Below are 17,288 nucleotides of genomic sequence, written 5' to 3'. Positions count from 1 at the left end.
TTTTCGAATGCTGTGCCTGACCGGCGCACCGCGCCTATTTCAGGTGGGATAAAAACGCAATGTCGTAGTTTCCGGCCTCGATATCCGGGTTTTTGAGCAGGTCCAGCTGGAAGTCGATGTTCGTATCGACGCCGTCCACGATGAACTCCGCCAGCGCCCAGCGCATCTTCATGATGGCCTCCGCCCTGGTCGGCGCATAGACGATCAGCTTCGCGATCATCGAATCGTAGTACGGCGGGATCGTGTAGCCCGCGTAGACCGCGGCATCGATGCGCACACCCGGTCCGCCCGGCATATGTAGCGCCTTGATGGTGCCCGGCGACGGCCTGAAGCCGCAGGCCGGGTTCTCCGCGTTGATGCGGCACTCGATCGCGTGTCCGGTCATCTGGATATCCTGCTGTGAGAGCGTCAGCCGCTCGCCCGCCGCGATCAGGATCTGATGCTTGACAATGTCCACGCCGGTCACCAGCTCGGTGATCGGATGCTCGACCTGCACGCGGGTATTCATCTCCATGAAGTAGAAGTTTCCGTACTTGTCCAGCAGGAATTCGATGGTGCCGGCGTTGTAGTAACCGACGGCCTTCGCCGCGTTGACCGCGGCCTCGCCCATCTTGCGGCGAAGCTCCGGCGTCATGATGGGGCTTGGTGACGGGGATTCCTCCATCATCTTCTGGTTCCTGCGCTGGATGGAGCAGTCCCTCTCGCCAAGGTGGATCGTGTTGCCGTACTGGTCTGCCAGAATCTGAATTTCAACGTGGCGCGGGCCTTCGATGAACTTTTCGAGATACACGCCGTCGTTGCCGAAGAAGGACAGCGCCTCCTGCTGAGCCGCGATGACCGCGCCTTCAAGCTCACCCGCTTCCCGGACCAGCCGGATACCGCGTCCGCCGCCGCCGGCGCTCGCCTTGACCAGCACCGGATAGCCGAGCTCGTCCGCAATGCGCACGGCTTCGGCCGTGCTGGTGATGACGCCGTCCGAGCCCGGCACAACCGGGACGCCGGCGTTCTTCATCGTCGACTTCGCGTTGGCCTTGTCCCCCATCAGGTCGATGGATTTCGGGTCCGGGCCGATGAATTTGACGCCGCAGCGTTCGCACATCCGCGCAAATTGTGAGTTCTCCGACAGGAAGCCGAAGCCCGGATGGACCGCGTCCGCGCCGCTGGTCTGGCAGGCAGCCAGGATGGCACGCATATTGAGATAGCTTTCGCGCGAAGAAGCCGGGCCGATGCAGATGGTCTCATCCGCGATCTGCGCGTGCAGCGCGTCACGGTCCGCTTCGGAGCAGACGGCGACGGTGCGCACGCCCAGCTCCCGGCAGGCCCGGATGATGCGCACGGCGATCTCGCCGCGGTTCGCTATCAATACCTTGTTAAAGATAAGTATCACCCTCTCTGATATGATGGCTCGATGGATGATTCGCCGCACGCCGGATATTCCTCCACGCACAGCGACAGTATTCGCCTATTCGGTGCGTTCGGCAACGACAAACGAAAGCTCCGCTGTCACGGCCTTTTTGCCGTCCACACTCGCCGTCGCCTTCGCGACGCTGATCGGGCCTCTCTGCTTGACCATCTCGATCTCCAGCCGGATGGTTTCGCCCGGCAGGATCTGGCGGCGGAATTTCGCCTTTTCAATGCCCGCGAACATGCCGATCTTGCCCTTGTTCTCCGGCAGGCAGAGCGCGCACACCGCGCCGGTCTGCGCGAGCATCTCGAGCGTCAGCACGCCCGGCTGCACCGGCATGCCCGGAAAATGACCTTTAAACCAGAATTCATCCTCTTTCAGATGCTTGTTCGCGACCGCGCGCACGCCCGGCTCCAGCTCGATGACCTCATCGATCAGCATAAACGGGTCGCGGTGCGGGATGATCTCCTCGATCTGCTGCTTATTCATAATTGCCATCGTTCCCAACTCCTCACCCATTATTCCATATACATGATGACCTGGCCGTATTCGACCGGGGAATTGTTTTCAACACAGATTTTGCTGATCACGCCGTCCGCTTCGCTGATGACCTCGTTCATCAGCTTCATCGATTCGATGATGAACAGCACGTCGCCCTTCCTGACCTGCTGGCCAACCTTGACAAACGGCGGCTTATCCGGGCTCGGCGCCTCATAGAAGGTTCCGACAATCGGGGATTTGACCGGCTTTCCGGATTCCTCCTTCTCCTGCTTCGGCTGGGTTTCCGCGGCCGGCTCGCAGGGAGCTGCGGCGACGGTCTGCACAGCGCCGATTTCGACGACCCGCGGCCGCTTCGCTTTGATGGTCAGGCTCATATCCTGATCCTTGATCTGCACGCTGTCCAGTTCTGTCTGTGCGAGCTTATCCATCAGCGTCATGATTTCTTCCACACTATACATCGGGTACACACCTCTCTTCAAAACTGTATGGTTCCCTTTTTCTGTCCCTAATCCTGATATTTCTTAAAGCACAGCGCCGCGTTGTGTCCGCCGAAGCCAAGCGAGTTGGAGAGCGCGACATCCACGGTCTGTTTTCTTGCGCCTTCGGTCACATAGTCGAGGTCACATTCCTCGTCCCTGACACGGAAGTTTGCGGTCGGCGGAACGATGTCGTCGCGCACCGCAAGCGCGCAGATGATCGATTCCACCGCGCCCGCCGCGCCCAGCAGATGGCCGGTCATCGATTTGGTCGAGCTCATGGCGATCTTATTCGCCGCGTCGCCGAAAAGCTCCTTGACCGCCATCGTCTCGGTCCTGTCGTTCGGGCCGGTCGAGGTGCCGTGCGCGTTGATGTAGTCGACCTCGCCGGTGGAAACGCCCGCTTCCCGCAGCGCGAATTCCATCGCCTTGCGCGGGCCTTCTCCGGTTGGGTCCGGGCTGGTGATGTGGTAGGCGTCGCCGGTTTCGCCGCAGCCGACGATTTCGGCATAGATCTTCGCGCCGCGCGCCTTTGCGTGCTCAAGCTCCTCGAGGACCAGCATCGCGCCGCCCTCACCCATGACGAAGCCGCAGCGTTCCTTGTCAAACGGGATGGATGCGCGGTCCGGGTCGGTCGACTTGCACAGCGCCCCCATGTTGACAAATCCGGCCAGCGCAAACTTGGTGATGGTCGCTTCGGAGCCGCCGGACACACATGCGTCCAGATAATCATATTTGATCTGGCGGTAGGCTTCGCCGATCGCATGCGCGCTCGATGCGCAGGCCGTGACTGCCGTGAAGTTCGTGCCCTTGAAGCCGTACTGGATCGAGATGTTGCCGGCGCCCATATTCGAGATCATCATCGGGATGAACAGCGCGCTCAGGCGCTTCCAGCCCTTTTCCATATATTTGGTGTGCTCGTTCTCGATGGTTGTGAGTCCGCCGATGCCGCTTCCGGTGATGACGCCGACCCGGTACGGATCCAAGTCCTTAAAGTCGGTGCCGCAGTCCGCCATCGCGTCCTGTGCCGCAGCCACCGCGAACTGGCAGTAACGGTCCATTCTTCTCGCTTCCCGCTTGCCCAGACGGTCAACCGGGTCAAAATCTTTGACCTCCGCCGCCAGCTTCACATCGAACTCCGATGTATCAAACGCTTCGATTTCACGAATGCCATGTTTTCCTTCCTGGATGTTGCTCCAAAACTTCTCCACCGTCGAACCGACCGGTGTGACAAGCCCCATTCCGGTGATGACAACCCTTCTCATAAAACGCTCCTTCCGCTATCCTGTTTCTTCTCCATATTCCTGGCCGCACCAACCAAGCATCCGCTCTTTTGATGCGGTTTCTTCTATTTCTAATTTGATGAACCGGGAATGACCATGTATTCAACCGCGCATCCAATGAATCATGCGTCCCATACGGGCTAACAATCCCCGCAAACAGGACGCCTTATCTTAGATGCTGTTTCCGCCGTTACATTCTCAGCGCGCCGTCGATTGCGATGACCTGTCCGGACACATAGGAAGCGTCCTGCGAAGCTAAGAACGACACGACCGACGCGACCTCCTCCGGCCTGCCGTAGCGGCCCAGAGAAATCTGGCCCTTGATCTGCTCCTTGACCTTCTCCGGGAGCACATCGGTCATCGGGGTTTCGATAAAGCCCGGCGCAACCGCGTTGACCGTGATGTTTCTCGCTCCAAGCTCCTTCGCGGCGGTCTTGGTCATGCCGATGACGCCCGCCTTCGAAGCCGAATAGTTGAACTGTCCCGCGTTGCCGTAAAGGCCGGCTACCGAGGAGATGTTGATAATCCGTCCGCCCTTCTTCTGGCGGATGAGCAGCGCGCTCACATGGCGAGTGATGTTGAACACGCCCTTCAAATTGACGTCGATGACCATACCGAACTGCTCCTCGCTCATTCTGGCGAGCAGACCGTCCTTCGTGATGCCCGCATTGTTGACCAGCACATCGAGACTTTCGAACCGTGCGGCAATCTTTTTAACCATCTCTCCACAGGCCTCGAAATCCGTGACATCACAGACGAAGCAGTCGGCGTCCACGCCGAACTCCCGGCACTGCGCCGCGATCTGTTTGCCGCCGTTTTCCAGTTCCGCTTCGGAACGGCAGTTGACCGCAATATTGAATCCATCCTTTGCAAGCCGCAGCGCAATGGATGCGCCGATGCCCTGTGAGGAACCTGTAATCAATGCTGTTTTCGCCAAAATGAACAACTCCTTTTATGTTATGGCAGATTGTTTATCAAACAAACACCATATGTAAGTCCCATTACCGTTTGATCATCATATATTAAGCCCGATTGTCAGGCAAATGTCGCATACGGGAACGAATATCACCCAAACACCGTATGTAAAACCGGTTGCCAAGCAAATGCCGCATGCTGGACCGATTGCCACTCAATCGCCATATAAATGACTGACTGTCATTTCCCCATATGTAAGATTGTTTACCACTCAAACACCGCCGCACCGTAGGTGAGTCCCGCTCCGAAGCCGACCACCGCGACCAGGTCGCCGCGCTGCAGAAGCCCCCTGCGGTTGACCTCATCCACACAGATCGGGATGCTTGCGCTGGAGGTGTTGCCGAACCGCTCGACGTTCAGGTACATCTTATCCATCGGTACGCCGAGCCGCTCGCAGGCCGTCTTGACAATGCGGATATTGGCCTGATGCGGGATGATGTATTTGAGCTCCTCCACCGCGACGCCGCATTTTTTGCACGCCTCTTCGACGGCCAGCGGCAGGACACGGGTGGCAAACTTGTAGACCTCTTTGCCGTTCATGTAGAGATATTCGTTGTCGTGCTCTTCAAACCCGTCGAATTCGTTGGCCTTCTGCTTTTCCTGGAATGGGTTTCCTTTATCCACATGGCGGGCGAACAGCACCTTCGTGCCGGTCGCGTCGGTCCGCAGATAGGAGGCGAACCGTTTCTTCTCCTCGGATGCGGAAATCACCGCCGCGCCCGCGCCGTCGCCGAACAGTACGCAGGTCGAACGGTCGGTGTAGTCGGTGATGCGCGAAAGCTTTTCCGGACTCACGATCAGCACGTTTCGGTATTCGCCGCTTGTAAGGTACATCCGCGCCATGTCCAGTGCGTAGACAAAGCCGGTGCAGGCGGCGTTGATGTCGATGCAGACCGCGTTGACCGCTTCGATGTGCTGCGCGATCATACAGGAGGCTCCCGGTGTTGAAAAGTCCGACGTCACGGAGGTGCTCAGCACCAGATCAAGCTCCGAAGCCGGAATCCTGGCGTCCTCCAAAGCCGCCTTCGCCGCCTTGACGCCCATCTGCCAGACCGGCTCGCAGGCGATGTGCCGCTGTTTGATGCCGGTGCGGGAGACAATCCACTCATCCGACGTGTCCACGATCTTCATAAAATCCTCATTCGTTGCAAGCTTCGGCGGCAAATAGCTTCCGGTTCCCCTGATGCAGATACCCTCCATAAACCTGTCCCCTCCTCTGTTCTTTCCAGATTATATCGTCCCTAAATCAGATATCTTTCCAATGTTATACGAAAGAAGTGACGAAACTATGTTACATTCGGTAAAATAGGAATTAATTTTTCGGTTATTTCATGGTTTCCTAAGAAAATGGGCGTATACTAGAGCATGTCCGGCCGACACACTCGTCAAAAAAATAACACACCGGCCGCGTAACCACCAGTGATCCAAAACGGGTCCTATCAGCATACCCATATAAAGTATATGATATGGGTTGTACATTTTTTTGTCAATTAATTTTTTGTGAACAATTTGGAGGACAGTCTATGAAAAAGATCGCCTTTTTATTCAGCGGACAGGGTTCCCAGTATACCGGCATGGGCAGGGAATTCTACGACGCTTTCGAAAGCTGCCGGGAAATCTATGAGCTGGCAAGCGATGTGCTGGGCTTCGATGTGGCCAAAACCGCGTTTGAAGCGCCGGCCGAAGAGCTTGCGCAGACGAAAATCTCACAGCCGCTGATCTACACTACCTCTCTCTGCTGCCTGGAGGCCGCGAAAAGCATCCTACCCGCGCCCGCTGCCGTCGCCGGCCATTCGCTGGGCGAATACGCGGCGCTGACCGCCGCCGGTCTCTTCGACCATGAGAACGGCATGAAGGCCATCAAGGAACGCGCCGCCTGCATGCAGGCCTGCGCCGAAGCGCATCCGGGGGCCATGTACGCGGTCATCGGCGCGGATGCCGATACGATTCAATCGGTCTGTGACGCGCAGGAGGGCTATGTGCAGCCGGTCAACTACAACAGCCTGGCGCAGACGGTCATTGCCGGTGAGGCTGAAGCCGCAGCGAATGCCGCAGGACAGCTGAAGGAGCAGGGCGCAAAGGTCATCCAGCTTGCGGTCAGCGCGGCCTTCCACTCCGCACTGATGCAGCCGGCAGCGGATACGTTCTATCAGAAGCTTGACGGCATCCGGTTCGGCAGCCTGGAGCTTCCGTTCTATTCGAACATCTCCGGCAAACGGGAAGCGGAGATTGAAAAACCGAAGGAATATCTGACACGCCACATTGTTTCGCCGGTCCGCTTTACCGACGAGCTGCAGCGGATGGCGGCCGACGGCATCGACACCTTCATCGAGCTTGGGCCGAACAAGGTGCTGACCGGCCTGGTCAAAAAGACGCTCAAGGGTGTCAAAGCGCTGAACATCGAGAACCAAAAGACGCTCGAAAAAGCGGCAGAGGCGCTCAGCGAATAGGGAAGCAAAAGGTGTGCCGCATCAAAACGCAGGAATTCATGATCGGCCTGATGTATACCTGCAGCTTGACGGCGGAGCGATCAACACCTTTATGATAAGGAAGGCGGTTACATGAGACAATTTGCAATTACCGGATATCCGCTGGTTCACAGCATGTCCGCGCCGATACATGAACGGCTGTTTGCGCTGTCCGGCAGGAAGGGCGTTTATCAGGTTCTCGAAATTCCATCCGGGGAGCTTGACCAGCGCATCGCGCAGCTCAAGGCCTTGTGCGGATTTAATGTTACAATTCCACATAAGTGCGCGATTATTCCCCATTTGAGCCGTTTGGACGAAAAAGCAAAGCTCTACGGCGCGGTCAATGTCGTCCACCACGACGCGCAGGGATGGACCGGCTACAACACCGATGTGGACGGCTTTACGCGCAGCATTGTGGAAAACGGCATTCCGCTCGATTCACGCATCTGCGTGATGGGCGCGGGCGGCGCGGGTCGCATGGCCTGCATCGAGCTTGCGCTGCAGGGAGCCGGCCTCACGATAGCGGTGCGCGACCGGGAATCCAGCATACAGGAAGCTGATAAGCTCAAAGGCTACATCCTTTCCCTCAAGCCGGATGCGTCCGTGCGCGTGACCACGCTCGGCGGCATCGACGGCGTGTACGACCTGCTGGTTAACACGACGCCGGTCGGCATGTATCCGAAGGTCGACGCTTCCCCTGTGGACGCGTCCATCCTAAAAAACTGCGGCGCGGTCTTCGACATCGTTTACAACCCGTCCGTCACCCTGCTGATGCGGCAGGCGCAGGAAGCCGGCTGCAAGGTGATCGGCGGCATGAGCATGCTGGTCTGGCAGGCAGTCGCCGCGCATGAAATCTGGGACGGCGTGCGGTATCGGACCGGGGATATCAACAGCTTGATTGAAGAGATGATAAAAGAGCTGCACGCACGGTATGCGTGACGCATCGGCGAATCCTCTGCCGTGACGGCGTTAAAACGAAGATACATAAAACGAATAAATAACAGAACAGGAATGGCGATAACTATGAACAATCTGATTCTCTGCGGCTTCATGGGCTGTGGAAAGTCCGCGGTCGGCAGGGCGCTGGCGAAGAAACTGCAGGTCACCTTCATCGATATGGATCACTACATCGAACACAAATCCGCGCTGTCCATCCCGGTCATCTTTGACCGTTTGGGAGAGGGCGGATTCCGGGATATCGAACATCAGGTCTGCCGGGAGCTCAGCGGCCTCCGGGACTGTGTCATCGCAACCGGCGGAGGCGCTATGAACTACAACCGGAACGTACAGGCCTTGAAAGAACGGAACAACACCATCATCTTTCTGAACTGTCCGTTTATGGTCTGCTTTGAACGCATCAAGCATTCGGCGCGGCCGCTGGTTGCGCGGAACTCCAAAGAACAGCTTCTGCAGATCTACCGGGAACGGATGAAAAACTATCGAAGCTGCTGTGACATCGAGGTGGACAGCTCCGGCGATATCTCTCAGATTGTACAGCGTATCACAGGAAAACTGCATCTATAAAGTGAACCGCCGGGATTCTTTGATCCCGGCGGTTTATTTTTTCCTTTGCTGGGGCATCGTTGTATTTATCTGTAGACAGAAGGCCGCTTACACGGAGACCTATGATACACAATAGATCGTGCCCCATCCTCTTACAGCATTTCGATGACCGCATGTTTGATGCTTTTCGGCATCGATGTGTCCGAAAATCTGGCATAAACCTTTTCACAGGGACATACACATGTACAAAGAAACGGAAAGGTGTGAGCTTTGTGCAGGAAGAAAGAAAAGTGATTAAACAGCCGCATAATGTCATTATGGAGGACCGCAAGATTGTCACCGTATCCGGCGTGGCGGATATCGACAGCTTTGATGAACAGACCGTCATCCTCTATACCGATATGGGAGAACTGACGATCAAAGGATACAATCTGCATATCAACAAACTGAATGTTGATACCGGCGAGCTTTCAGTGGAAGGAGAAATCTATTCTCTGGTCTATGCCGATGAACAGCCGTCCAAAGGCGGATTCCTGTCCAAACTGTTTAAATAACCGCGGACCGGCGGAAGATACGCGCTTAAAAGCTGTCTTCGTAATAGCAGTATTATGAAGACGGCTTTTATCTTCCGGTCTTCTGAAGCCATGCAAAACCTCAACGATCCGGCTGGAAGGTTTTCCTCTGCCCCTATAAAGCCGGTAAAAAAGGATGGGATGAACACATTGGAACTGCAGGTATCGGCTCAAACGCTGTTGTTTTTACAATCATGTCTTCTGGGCGCCGTTTTGGGTGTCATTTACGATGTGTTCCGCATCCTGCGGATCAGCTTTAAAAACGGCAGCATCCTGATTTTTCTGGAGGATGCGCTTTTTTTCATCATCTGCGCGGTGCTGACCTTCTGCTTCATGCTGATGAGCAACGACGGGCAGATTCGTTTCTTCATCCTGCTCGGTGAAGTGATCGGATTTATCCTCTACTACTTTACCATCGGCGCTCTGGTCATGAAGATCTCGAAACTGATCATCAACTTTATCCGCCGCCTGTTTCTGCTGTTATACAAAATATTTATTCGCCCGTTTGTGATCTTCTTTCGATTCCTGTTTCGAAAAATATCTCCCGTATTTAAAAAAATATCAGGAAACTGCAAAAAAATTGAGAAGAAAGCGAAATTTAGCTTGAAAGAGCGGCGCATTGTGTTGTATAATCTAATCAACAGAAAGAAAAAGCGGGGAGATGCGCCTGATGACGCTTCCCATGCTGACAGTGAAGTGTAAGAAGCGGTTATTTATCGGTTCTTTAGGGGCTTAACATTGCCAATTAAAAAGAGAGGCCGTCTAAAAAACAATGAATAGAAGAAAAACAAAACGAAGAATTCCCATCTTCAAGATTGTTATGTGTATACTTTCGCTGTCCATGGTCATTACTTTGATACAACTGCAGATTGAGATCAGCGCCCGAAAACAGGAATTAACGGAGATCGACAAAAAGATCAGCGACCAGGATCAGCAGAACAAGGAACTGAAAAGCCTTCTTGCCCTGGGCAATGATAAGGCCTATATCGAGCGGTTTGCGCGCGACCGGCTGGGTTTTGCCTATCCGGATGAACGTGTTTACATCGATATGGCGGGAAGCTGATGGTTTTCACGAAGGACAACAGGAAGAAACGGCGTTCCCCATTTATCGGTTCCCATTTTTATGTCTAAATCGGTCAATGCCGGTATTATTTTAAGGAGGACTTTTTTAAAGTATGCAGCTTGAAGTTGGAAAGATCGTAGAAGGTAAAGTCACAGGTATCACAAAATTCGGTGCGTTTGTGGAGTTGGGAGACGGCGTGACCGGTATGGTACATATTTCTGAGGTTTCAAACGAATACGTTAAAGAGATCAAGGATCATCTGCAGGAAAACCAGATGGTCAAGGTCAAAATTCTGAGCGTATCCGACGACGGCAAGGTGAGTTTGTCGATTAAACGGGCGCTCGATGATCAGCGTCCGCCGATGAAGCGGCGCGGCGCACCGCCGAGAAACGGCGGCAATTTTGGCCGCGGCAACCGGCGCAGCAACGAACCATTGACGTTTGAAGATATGCTTTCCAAGTTTAAGCAGACCAGCGACGAAAAGATGGGTGATTTAAAACGCTCGATGGATTCCCGCCGCGGCGGGAACGGCGGCCGACGTTCAGGCTCCAAATAATATCCTGTCATACAACATAACCGAAAGGGATAAGCAGGCGGCTTATCCCTTTTTTATATGAGAAAATCCGGCCTGATTGTTGGGCCGGATTTTCTCATGATAATTCTGGGTCTTCTGTTTCCTCCCGGGACAGGGCACCGCCAAAGTCGTAGAACAGCTTCCTGATCGCAATGTTCGCGCCGGCCACAAACCGCGTATTTTCGCGGATCGAGCTTGCCATGATCAAATCGGTCGCATCTGTCTGCAGATAGTTCGAAACCATGCTGACGATGTAATGCAGATGCAGCTCGGTCTGCAGGTAGGTTCCATACAGAATGACTCTCTGCGGATTGTTGACGACAATGATGTTGGCAATCAGCAGGCTGATTTTCCGGCAGACCTCCAGCAGGAGCTGTGAAACCGCGTCGTCCCCATAATGGGAGGCCTCCATAATTTTATCGATGGTGATCCGTTCGATATAACCGTCGGTGATTTCATACAATGCCGGCGTTTTCTCCCTGGAATAAATCAAACTGGCAGCTGCCACAATATTGGAGCCCTGTGCGAAGGTATTGATGCATCCTGTCCTTCCGCAGACGCATTGCATCCCGTTCGGATCAACGATAAAGTGTCCGTATCTGGTGGGATCGGCCTGATATACGGTGTTGTTGATCAAGCTGATCCCCTGGATACCCTCCATATAACTCAGGAAAAAGGCATTGCCGCAGTCCTGATACCGTTCCCGAAACAGATCGATTTCGGCGTTGATCAATGCCGTCATGCTGTTTTCAGCAACCGCCGGCAGACCAAAAATCTTCTCAACAAGTGGTTCCACCAGATATTGTTCCGGAATGGAGGATTCCATCGCCACGCCGACGCCGATAACCTGATCCAGCCGCACCGATGTGTGGTCCAACAGGCTGAAAGCCGCATCTTTTATTTCCTGCGCTTTCTGAATGATGTTGCTGTTATATGGGTTCGCGATGCTGACCTCCCCGACCACATCCCCTTTGAGGTTGCAGAGTCCAATGTTGGCAACCTTTCGATCAAGGTACAGGCCGAATACATACCGGTAGTCGTACGCAATGTCGATCAGTACCTTTTTGCGGCCCCGGGTAATCTTTGTTGTGTTCACTTCGTTGCCGCGCTCATACACAATGCCTTCCTCGATCAGATTTGTCACAATGATGGTCACAGCGGCGGGCGTAAGCATCAGCCTCTCTGCGATATCCTTGCGGGACATCGGCCCATTGTGCTTGAGCAGCTCCAATATCTTTTGTCGGTTCCTTTTTTTGATGTCCAAAATACTGATGCCAGGTATTTGACTGTTCAATCGTAACGTCCCCATTCTTCATTCTTTAAAATTGCCTAAAACTGCAAGGTAGGATTTCTGTTTCATTTACCTTCTTTCTTCTTGGTAGAAAAATCCGGAATATTTTGTATGATTATTCATAGACATATCCGGAAATGTTGTTATAATCCCTAACTTTTATTATACTATAGCACAACAAATCTACAGTTTTCAATATATACAACCAAATAAAATAAAAAAAATATCTATGAAACATTCATAATTGTTCATTTGTGCATCTTTTTCCATTTTACACAGGTTTCTTCACCTATCATACTACTTTTTTTCTGGCAATCGTAAAAACTGCATACATCAGGAAATATTTTAAAATATTACATCCGATGCGGCACGGTGTGCCTTGACAACTGCAGCATATGGCGTTAGAGTATAAGAGGTATGCTTTTCTTAGAAAAAAATAACCATCCATCACAAACCATACAGAAAGATGGATGTCATGGGAGGGACATATGGAAATAACGAATAAAAATATCGACGGCGGGAACACATTCGACTGGGGCCGTACCTCTAAGGAATATGCCAAGTACAGGGACATCTATCCCGATGCGTTCTACGAACGGATTCTAGCAAGAAATCTTTGCGTAAAGGGGCAGAAGGTACTGGATTTGGGAACCGGAACCGGCGTTCTTCCACGAAATATGTATCGGTACGGCGCGGAATGGACCGGCGCGGATATCTCTGAAAATCAGATTGCGGAGGCCGAAAGGCTGTCCAAAGAGCATGGGATGCATATCAAATATATGGCTTCACCGACAGAGGACATTCATTTCCCACCTGCGACATTTGATGTCATCACCGCCTGCCAATGCTTCTGGTACTTCGATCATCAAAAGGTGGCGCCGATGCTTGCCGGTATGCTGAAAAAAGACGGCCGTCTTCTGATTCTGTACATGGCATGGCTTCCCTTCCAGGATGAAATTGCCCGGTCAAGTGAAGAACTGGTGTTAAAATATAACCCGGCGTGGAGCGGCGCAGGTGAAACCAAACATCCCATTCATATTCCGGACTGCGTGTATGAATACTTTGATCCGGTATTCCATGAAGAGTATGATATCATGATTGAGTTCACCAGAGAAACTTGGCACGGACGCATGAAAGCCTGCAGAGGTGTGGGCGCATCTTTGCCGGCGGAAAAGCTCGCAAGCTGGGAAACGGAGCACACAAAACTGCTGGAAGAAACCGCGCCGGACAGTTTTGAGGTGCGGCACTATGCGGCATTGGCAGAATTAAAAGTAAAAAGATGAATCCTGTCGTCTCCGGTTTAAACGGCTTCATCAGGTATGCAGCGAAAAATTCAGCATATGCTTTACAGCGCACGATCCAGTATATTTGTTTGCCGTCCGTTTTATGGATGGCTGAGCTTCTTTATCGCCGGCTCGTTTCACTCAGTGCACAAAGAGAAAATCGGTTGGGGTATCTCCCACCGCAGAGCCGAGTCTCCAGCAAAAAATAACGGCTGCCAACTGAAAAACAGTTGACAGCCGTCTATTTTTATCGGAAATCTCCGATTAGTCGCTGATATACGGAAGAAGAGCCAGATGTCTTGCTCTCTTGATCGCGACAGTCAGCTGACGCTGATGACGGGCACAGGTGCCGGTCACTCTGCGCGGTACAATCTTAGCCCTTTCAGATAAATACCTTCTGAGCTTCGGCACGTCCTTGTAGTTGATCTCCTCTACCTTGTCAACACAGAACGCACAGACCTTTTTACGGCCTTTTCTGTTACCACGGTTTGGTCTATCCATTATGAGAAACCTCCTTCATTCAAAAATTCAAAACTTGATGGATTAGAACGGAAGATCGTCATCCATGTCGATTTCCTTGAAATCGTCCACATCACCGTTCGCATAGGTGACCGGCGCGCTGGCTGCAGGCTGTGCTCCAGCGGATGCAGGCGGCTCGGTCGGGAACGGAATGGAAGAAGAATTGCCTGCCGAAGCGCTTTTGCTCTCGACAAAGGACACATTGTCCACAACCACTTCAACCGCTTTGCGATTGTTTCCGTTCTTATCCTGATACATGCGGGTTTCAATCCGGCCCTCAATGCCGATCGCGTTTCCCTTATGGAAATAACGGGAAACAAATTCGGCCTGATTGCGCCATGCGACGCAGTCGATAAAATCGGTCGGCCGCTGTCCGTCCTTCGAAACGTAGGAACGGTTGCAGGCGACGGTAAACGACAGGACAGCAGTGTTGCTCGGGGTGTAACGCAATTCGGGTTCGGCGACCAGCCGGCCGACGATAACTGCTCTGTTAATCATGCTATCTCCCCCAAACTTACTTTTTGACGATCAGAGAACGCAGGATGTTGTCGTTGATCTTATACCTGCGGTCAAGCTCCGCCGGAAATTCCGGTGTGCAGGTAAAATCGATCAGGACATAGTAACCCTCGGTCTCGTCGTTGATCTCATAAGCAAGTCTTCTCTTGCCCCATTCATCGACATTGTCTACGGTACCCTCATGTCTGGTGATCAGGTTTTTGAATTTTTCAATCAGAGCTGCAATACCCTCTTCGCCAAGCTGGGTATTGATGATCATAACAGTCTCATAGCTTTCAAGAATTTTAGCCATTTTTAAACACCTCCTTATGGACTTTAGACCCTGCATCATTGTGCAGGGTAAGGAATGTTGTCTGAGCTTAAAACAACAGATTAATTATACCATAAATCCACATAAAGTCAAGAAAAATCTCCTCATATAAGCCAAAACCCATGGCTTCACGGTATTATGATTAACCGCAGCCGGGCAGTTTGTTTTCTGAAAAGGTACGACGTCCTGCCAGCATTTATTTCAAAAAGATATGCCTTCGAAAGGGATTGCATTTTGAAAAGATTCGGCGTCCAGACACATGGTATGCTAAAAAGATGCGGCATACAAGACGGCTTCCTGGCTGTGATTTCTGGCGCGCGGAGCTTGTTTCCCAGGTATTTTTCATACAAATTGTCCGATGCCGCCCGGCCGCAGACATCCTCACCAGGCAGACTCCATATAAATAGATAGAACGGCGAGCAGTAGGATCAAACTGCCCGCCGTTCCACCTTTGTTTGACCGATTCGTCAAAGGGGAGTGTATCATCATATCAATAAGTAAGAAGAAGTCGATGCAGGGAGCGAAAAGGCACCACCAGTCTGGAACTGACGGCGCCTTTGCTTCTCCTACAGAATACACCTTTTTTGATGTTTTGTCAATGGTTCTGCCGAAAAAACCGCCTTTTTATTCAAACGGGTACCGCAGCCCCCACTGATCCCGGATCGAATCAAGCAGTTCCATGATTTCCAGGGTTGTGCTGTGCGGCATGATTTCGCTTTCGAGTTTGCCCTCCCGGATGCAGTCCATCGCGCAGGCCGCCTCATATTCATATCCGTTGCAGGAAAATGGCAGCTTATAGGTCGTCTCTTTGTTATCCGCATAGGTCTTGACCGTAAAGCTTTCCGGGCACCAGTCCTGCGGTACCATGATCTGTCCCTTGGTACCGTAAATGTATGCGGTATTTGAACCCTCAGTGTCGATCGCCGCAACCAGCGAAGCAAATTTGCCGTCTTCATAAAACAGGTTGATGCAGTCGCGCTCATCCACGCCGGTCTCCCCCATCACCGCATGGGTGACAACCTTCTGCGGACGGCTGCCGAATACAAGGCTTGCCATCGTAATCGGATAGATACCGACATCCAGCAGCGCGCCGCCGGCCAGGTTCGGGTTGAGAAGCCGGAATTCCTTATCGCGGTTCAGCAGGAAACACAGCTCCGCCTTGAGCATATGCACATCCCCGATCACGCCGTCCCGGATGGTCTTCACCAATGCGTTCGCCGCCGGCTGGAACCGCGTCCAGAGCGCTTCCATCAAAAACAGCTTCTTTTCGCGTGCAAGCTCTATGACCTCCTCGGCCTGCTTTTTGTTCACACAGAACGCCTTTTCATTCAGCACATGCTTGCCGTTCTCCAGGCAGAGCTTGACATTTGCGTAATGTTCGGAATGCGGCGTCGCAATGTAGATGATGTCGATATCGGGATCCGCGGCCAGTTCCTCATAGGAACCGTAGGCGCGCGGAATCTGAAACTGCTGTGCGAACCGCTGTGCTTTTTCCAGGGTTCTGGAACCGACGGCAGCCAGATTTGCATCCTCTAAAAAATTGAGCGCCGTGGCCATCTTATCGGCAATCCATCCGGTGCCGATGATGCCCCAATTTATCGTTTTTGCCATTGTTTTGTACCTCCTTTATGCTGTACATTTATTTTCTCTATTGTATCAGAGTTTGCCGCAAATTACAATCCATTGAAATGCCGTCCACCGGGTTTTCCGTATCCCGCATTTCTATGATCAGATACAGGAAAGCAGGGCCGCCGAAATTCGGAGGCCCTGCTGTTGGGACATAGAACCGGCGTTATGATCTTCTGCCCGATGCGGACAGTCGTTCCAGCAGCGAAACAATGCGGCCGGAAAATTTCATCACGATCAGAAACAGCACCAGCAGCACAGCGGCGACAATCACCGCCAGTTCGATATTGCCGCCTGCCAGATTGTTGCCGATAAAGGTGCTGGACAGGATGGACGGTACGCTGGCGCATACGATCACACCGATAAACCGTTCATAAGTGATTTTGGTGCGCGCGCACAGGTAAGGGATGATGCCGTTTGGGACGATTGGAATCAGATACACGATAAACAGGATCAGGGTCAAATGCCGTTCGTTCTGCAGAAATCTGACCCGGTCGATGCGCTTCTCGCTGAACAGCATCGGTACAATCCGCTGCCCATACCGCTGCGCAAGCTTGAAAACGATGCTGTTTCCAAGAAAGGTGCCGACCATGCAGACCAGAAGGCCGCCCAGCCATCCATAGGTGACGCCGGCGAGAAGCGGGACGGTCGGAGCCGGGATCACAATGCTGAGGATGGCCAGCACCTGCAGCAGAATGGTCGCCAGGATGCCGCGCCATCCAAAGGATCGTATGTAGACCTGTGCCGCAGCCTGATCCCCGGTTTTTATGAGTTCGGCAATGACGGAAAAGGTCGGCGCAATGAGAAGATACAGGATAAGCAGGATTGCCGCCAGCAAAACTGCCGCGCAGAGCGTACGGATCAGGATCTGTTTGATGGTTCGTTTCATTTCGGCAAAGCTCCAACTTTTACGGATTCTGTGT

General features: G+C 52.8%; 20 protein-coding genes. 8 read left to right on the top strand and 12 right to left on the bottom strand.

The genetic code is table 11. The features are described from left to right. Positions 1-34: 34 nt before the first annotated feature. The 6 genes from BN348_RS03330 to BN348_RS03305 all read right to left on the bottom strand — a co-directional run bounded on the left by BN348_RS03330 (position 35) and on the right by BN348_RS03305 (position 5,840). The gene (locus tag BN348_RS03330; protein WP_040196217.1) at positions 35-1,378 is read right to left on the bottom strand and encodes an acetyl-CoA carboxylase biotin carboxylase subunit; all 1,344 of its coding nucleotides are present in this window, start codon (positions 1,376-1,378) and stop codon (positions 35-37) included. Positions 1,379-1,462: 84 nt separating this feature from the next. After that, a complete protein-coding gene (gene fabZ / locus BN348_RS03325) occupies positions 1,463-1,903 on the bottom strand; it encodes a 3-hydroxyacyl-ACP dehydratase FabZ (RefSeq protein WP_040196170.1) in 441 nt (146 codons plus the stop codon). Positions 1,904-1,923: 20 nt separating this feature from the next. Continuing rightward, positions 1,924-2,364, bottom strand: a complete 441-nt coding sequence (gene accB / locus BN348_RS03320) for an acetyl-CoA carboxylase biotin carboxyl carrier protein (RefSeq protein WP_040196168.1) — start codon at positions 2,362-2,364, stop codon at positions 1,924-1,926. A 47-nt stretch (positions 2,365-2,411) separates the two neighbouring features. After that, positions 2,412-3,647 carry a beta-ketoacyl-ACP synthase II gene (gene fabF / locus BN348_RS03315; RefSeq protein ID WP_040196166.1) on the bottom strand — a complete coding sequence of 412 codons (1,236 nt, stop codon included), beginning with the start codon at positions 3,645-3,647 and terminating at the stop codon, positions 2,412-2,414. Between the two features lie 208 nt (positions 3,648-3,855). Beyond that, entirely contained in the window at positions 3,856-4,602 is a 747-nt protein-coding gene (fabG, locus tag BN348_RS03310) for a 3-oxoacyl-[acyl-carrier-protein] reductase (RefSeq protein WP_040196164.1), read from the bottom strand. A 242-nt stretch (positions 4,603-4,844) separates the two neighbouring features. Beyond that, on the bottom strand, positions 4,845-5,840 hold the full coding sequence (locus BN348_RS03305; RefSeq protein WP_040196162.1) for a beta-ketoacyl-ACP synthase III: 996 nt from the start codon (positions 5,838-5,840) through the stop codon (positions 4,845-4,847). Between the two features lie 323 nt (positions 5,841-6,163). Here BN348_RS03305 and fabD point away from each other — a divergent pair, with 323 nt between their 5' ends. The 7 genes from fabD (at position 6,164) to BN348_RS03270 (ending at position 10,802) form a co-directional block, all read left to right on the top strand. Further along, the gene (gene fabD / locus BN348_RS03300; RefSeq protein WP_040196160.1) at positions 6,164-7,090 is read left to right on the top strand and encodes an ACP S-malonyltransferase; all 927 of its coding nucleotides are present in this window, start codon (positions 6,164-6,166) and stop codon (positions 7,088-7,090) included. A 111-nt stretch (positions 7,091-7,201) separates the two neighbouring features. Further along, positions 7,202-8,047: a shikimate dehydrogenase family protein gene (locus BN348_RS03295; protein ID WP_040196158.1), complete on the top strand. Its 846-nt coding sequence runs from the start codon at positions 7,202-7,204 to the stop codon at positions 8,045-8,047. A gap of 84 nt (positions 8,048-8,131) precedes the next feature. Next, positions 8,132-8,632, top strand: coding sequence for a shikimate kinase (locus BN348_RS03290; protein ID WP_040196156.1), 501 nt, complete (start codon positions 8,132-8,134; stop codon positions 8,630-8,632). A gap of 269 nt (positions 8,633-8,901) precedes the next feature. Next, the gene (yabP, locus tag BN348_RS03285) at positions 8,902-9,165 is read left to right on the top strand and encodes a sporulation protein YabP (RefSeq protein WP_242844294.1); all 264 of its coding nucleotides are present in this window, start codon (positions 8,902-8,904) and stop codon (positions 9,163-9,165) included. A gap of 159 nt (positions 9,166-9,324) precedes the next feature. Next, the gene (yabQ, locus tag BN348_RS12920) at positions 9,325-9,885 is read left to right on the top strand and encodes a spore cortex biosynthesis protein YabQ (RefSeq protein WP_052446666.1); all 561 of its coding nucleotides are present in this window, start codon (positions 9,325-9,327) and stop codon (positions 9,883-9,885) included. 70 nt (positions 9,886-9,955) lie between these two features. Next, the gene (locus tag BN348_RS03275) at positions 9,956-10,246 is read left to right on the top strand and encodes a septum formation initiator family protein (protein ID WP_040196154.1); all 291 of its coding nucleotides are present in this window, start codon (positions 9,956-9,958) and stop codon (positions 10,244-10,246) included. Positions 10,247-10,358: 112 nt separating this feature from the next. Then, on the top strand, positions 10,359-10,802 hold the full coding sequence (locus tag BN348_RS03270; RefSeq protein ID WP_040196153.1) for a S1 RNA-binding domain-containing protein: 444 nt from the start codon (positions 10,359-10,361) through the stop codon (positions 10,800-10,802). A gap of 94 nt (positions 10,803-10,896) precedes the next feature. On the opposite strand, the gene BN348_RS03265 is transcribed toward BN348_RS03270, so the two are convergent. Next, positions 10,897-12,084 carry an ROK family transcriptional regulator gene (locus BN348_RS03265; protein ID WP_197068271.1) on the bottom strand — a complete coding sequence of 396 codons (1,188 nt, stop codon included), beginning with the start codon at positions 12,082-12,084 and terminating at the stop codon, positions 10,897-10,899. Between the two features lie 515 nt (positions 12,085-12,599). On the opposite strand from BN348_RS03265, the gene BN348_RS03260 reads away from it, so the two are divergent. Continuing rightward, positions 12,600-13,394, top strand: coding sequence for a class I SAM-dependent methyltransferase (locus tag BN348_RS03260; RefSeq protein ID WP_040196151.1), 795 nt, complete (start codon positions 12,600-12,602; stop codon positions 13,392-13,394). A gap of 264 nt (positions 13,395-13,658) precedes the next feature. Here the strand turns inward: BN348_RS03260 and rpsR are convergent, their stop codons facing one another. From rpsR to BN348_RS03235, 5 genes are all read right to left on the bottom strand, one after another. Beyond that, complete coding sequence (gene rpsR / locus BN348_RS03255) at positions 13,659-13,895, bottom strand: 30S ribosomal protein S18 (RefSeq protein ID WP_040196150.1); 237 nt, start codon at positions 13,893-13,895, stop codon at positions 13,659-13,661. A 42-nt stretch (positions 13,896-13,937) separates the two neighbouring features. Next, the gene (locus BN348_RS03250) at positions 13,938-14,411 is read right to left on the bottom strand and encodes a single-stranded DNA-binding protein (protein WP_040196149.1); all 474 of its coding nucleotides are present in this window, start codon (positions 14,409-14,411) and stop codon (positions 13,938-13,940) included. Positions 14,412-14,427: 16 nt separating this feature from the next. Beyond that, a complete protein-coding gene (rpsF, locus tag BN348_RS03245; protein ID WP_040196148.1) occupies positions 14,428-14,721 on the bottom strand; it encodes a 30S ribosomal protein S6 in 294 nt (97 codons plus the stop codon). A 642-nt stretch (positions 14,722-15,363) separates the two neighbouring features. Further along, positions 15,364-16,350, bottom strand: coding sequence for a Gfo/Idh/MocA family protein (locus tag BN348_RS03240; protein ID WP_040196147.1), 987 nt, complete (start codon positions 16,348-16,350; stop codon positions 15,364-15,366). Positions 16,351-16,531: 181 nt separating this feature from the next. Then, positions 16,532-17,254 (bottom strand): TVP38/TMEM64 family protein, encoded by a 723-nt coding sequence (locus BN348_RS03235; protein WP_040196146.1) that lies wholly within the window; start codon positions 17,252-17,254, stop codon positions 16,532-16,534. Between the last annotated feature and the right edge of the window lie 34 nt (positions 17,255-17,288).

The organism is Candidatus Soleaferrea massiliensis AP7, assembly GCF_000820765.1.
In the GTDB taxonomy this organism is placed as follows: domain Bacteria; phylum Bacillota; class Clostridia; order Oscillospirales; family Ruminococcaceae; genus Soleaferrea; species Soleaferrea massiliensis.
The sequence above is the reverse complement of the archived record's forward strand: the minus strand, read 5'-3'. Positions and strand labels throughout refer to the sequence as shown.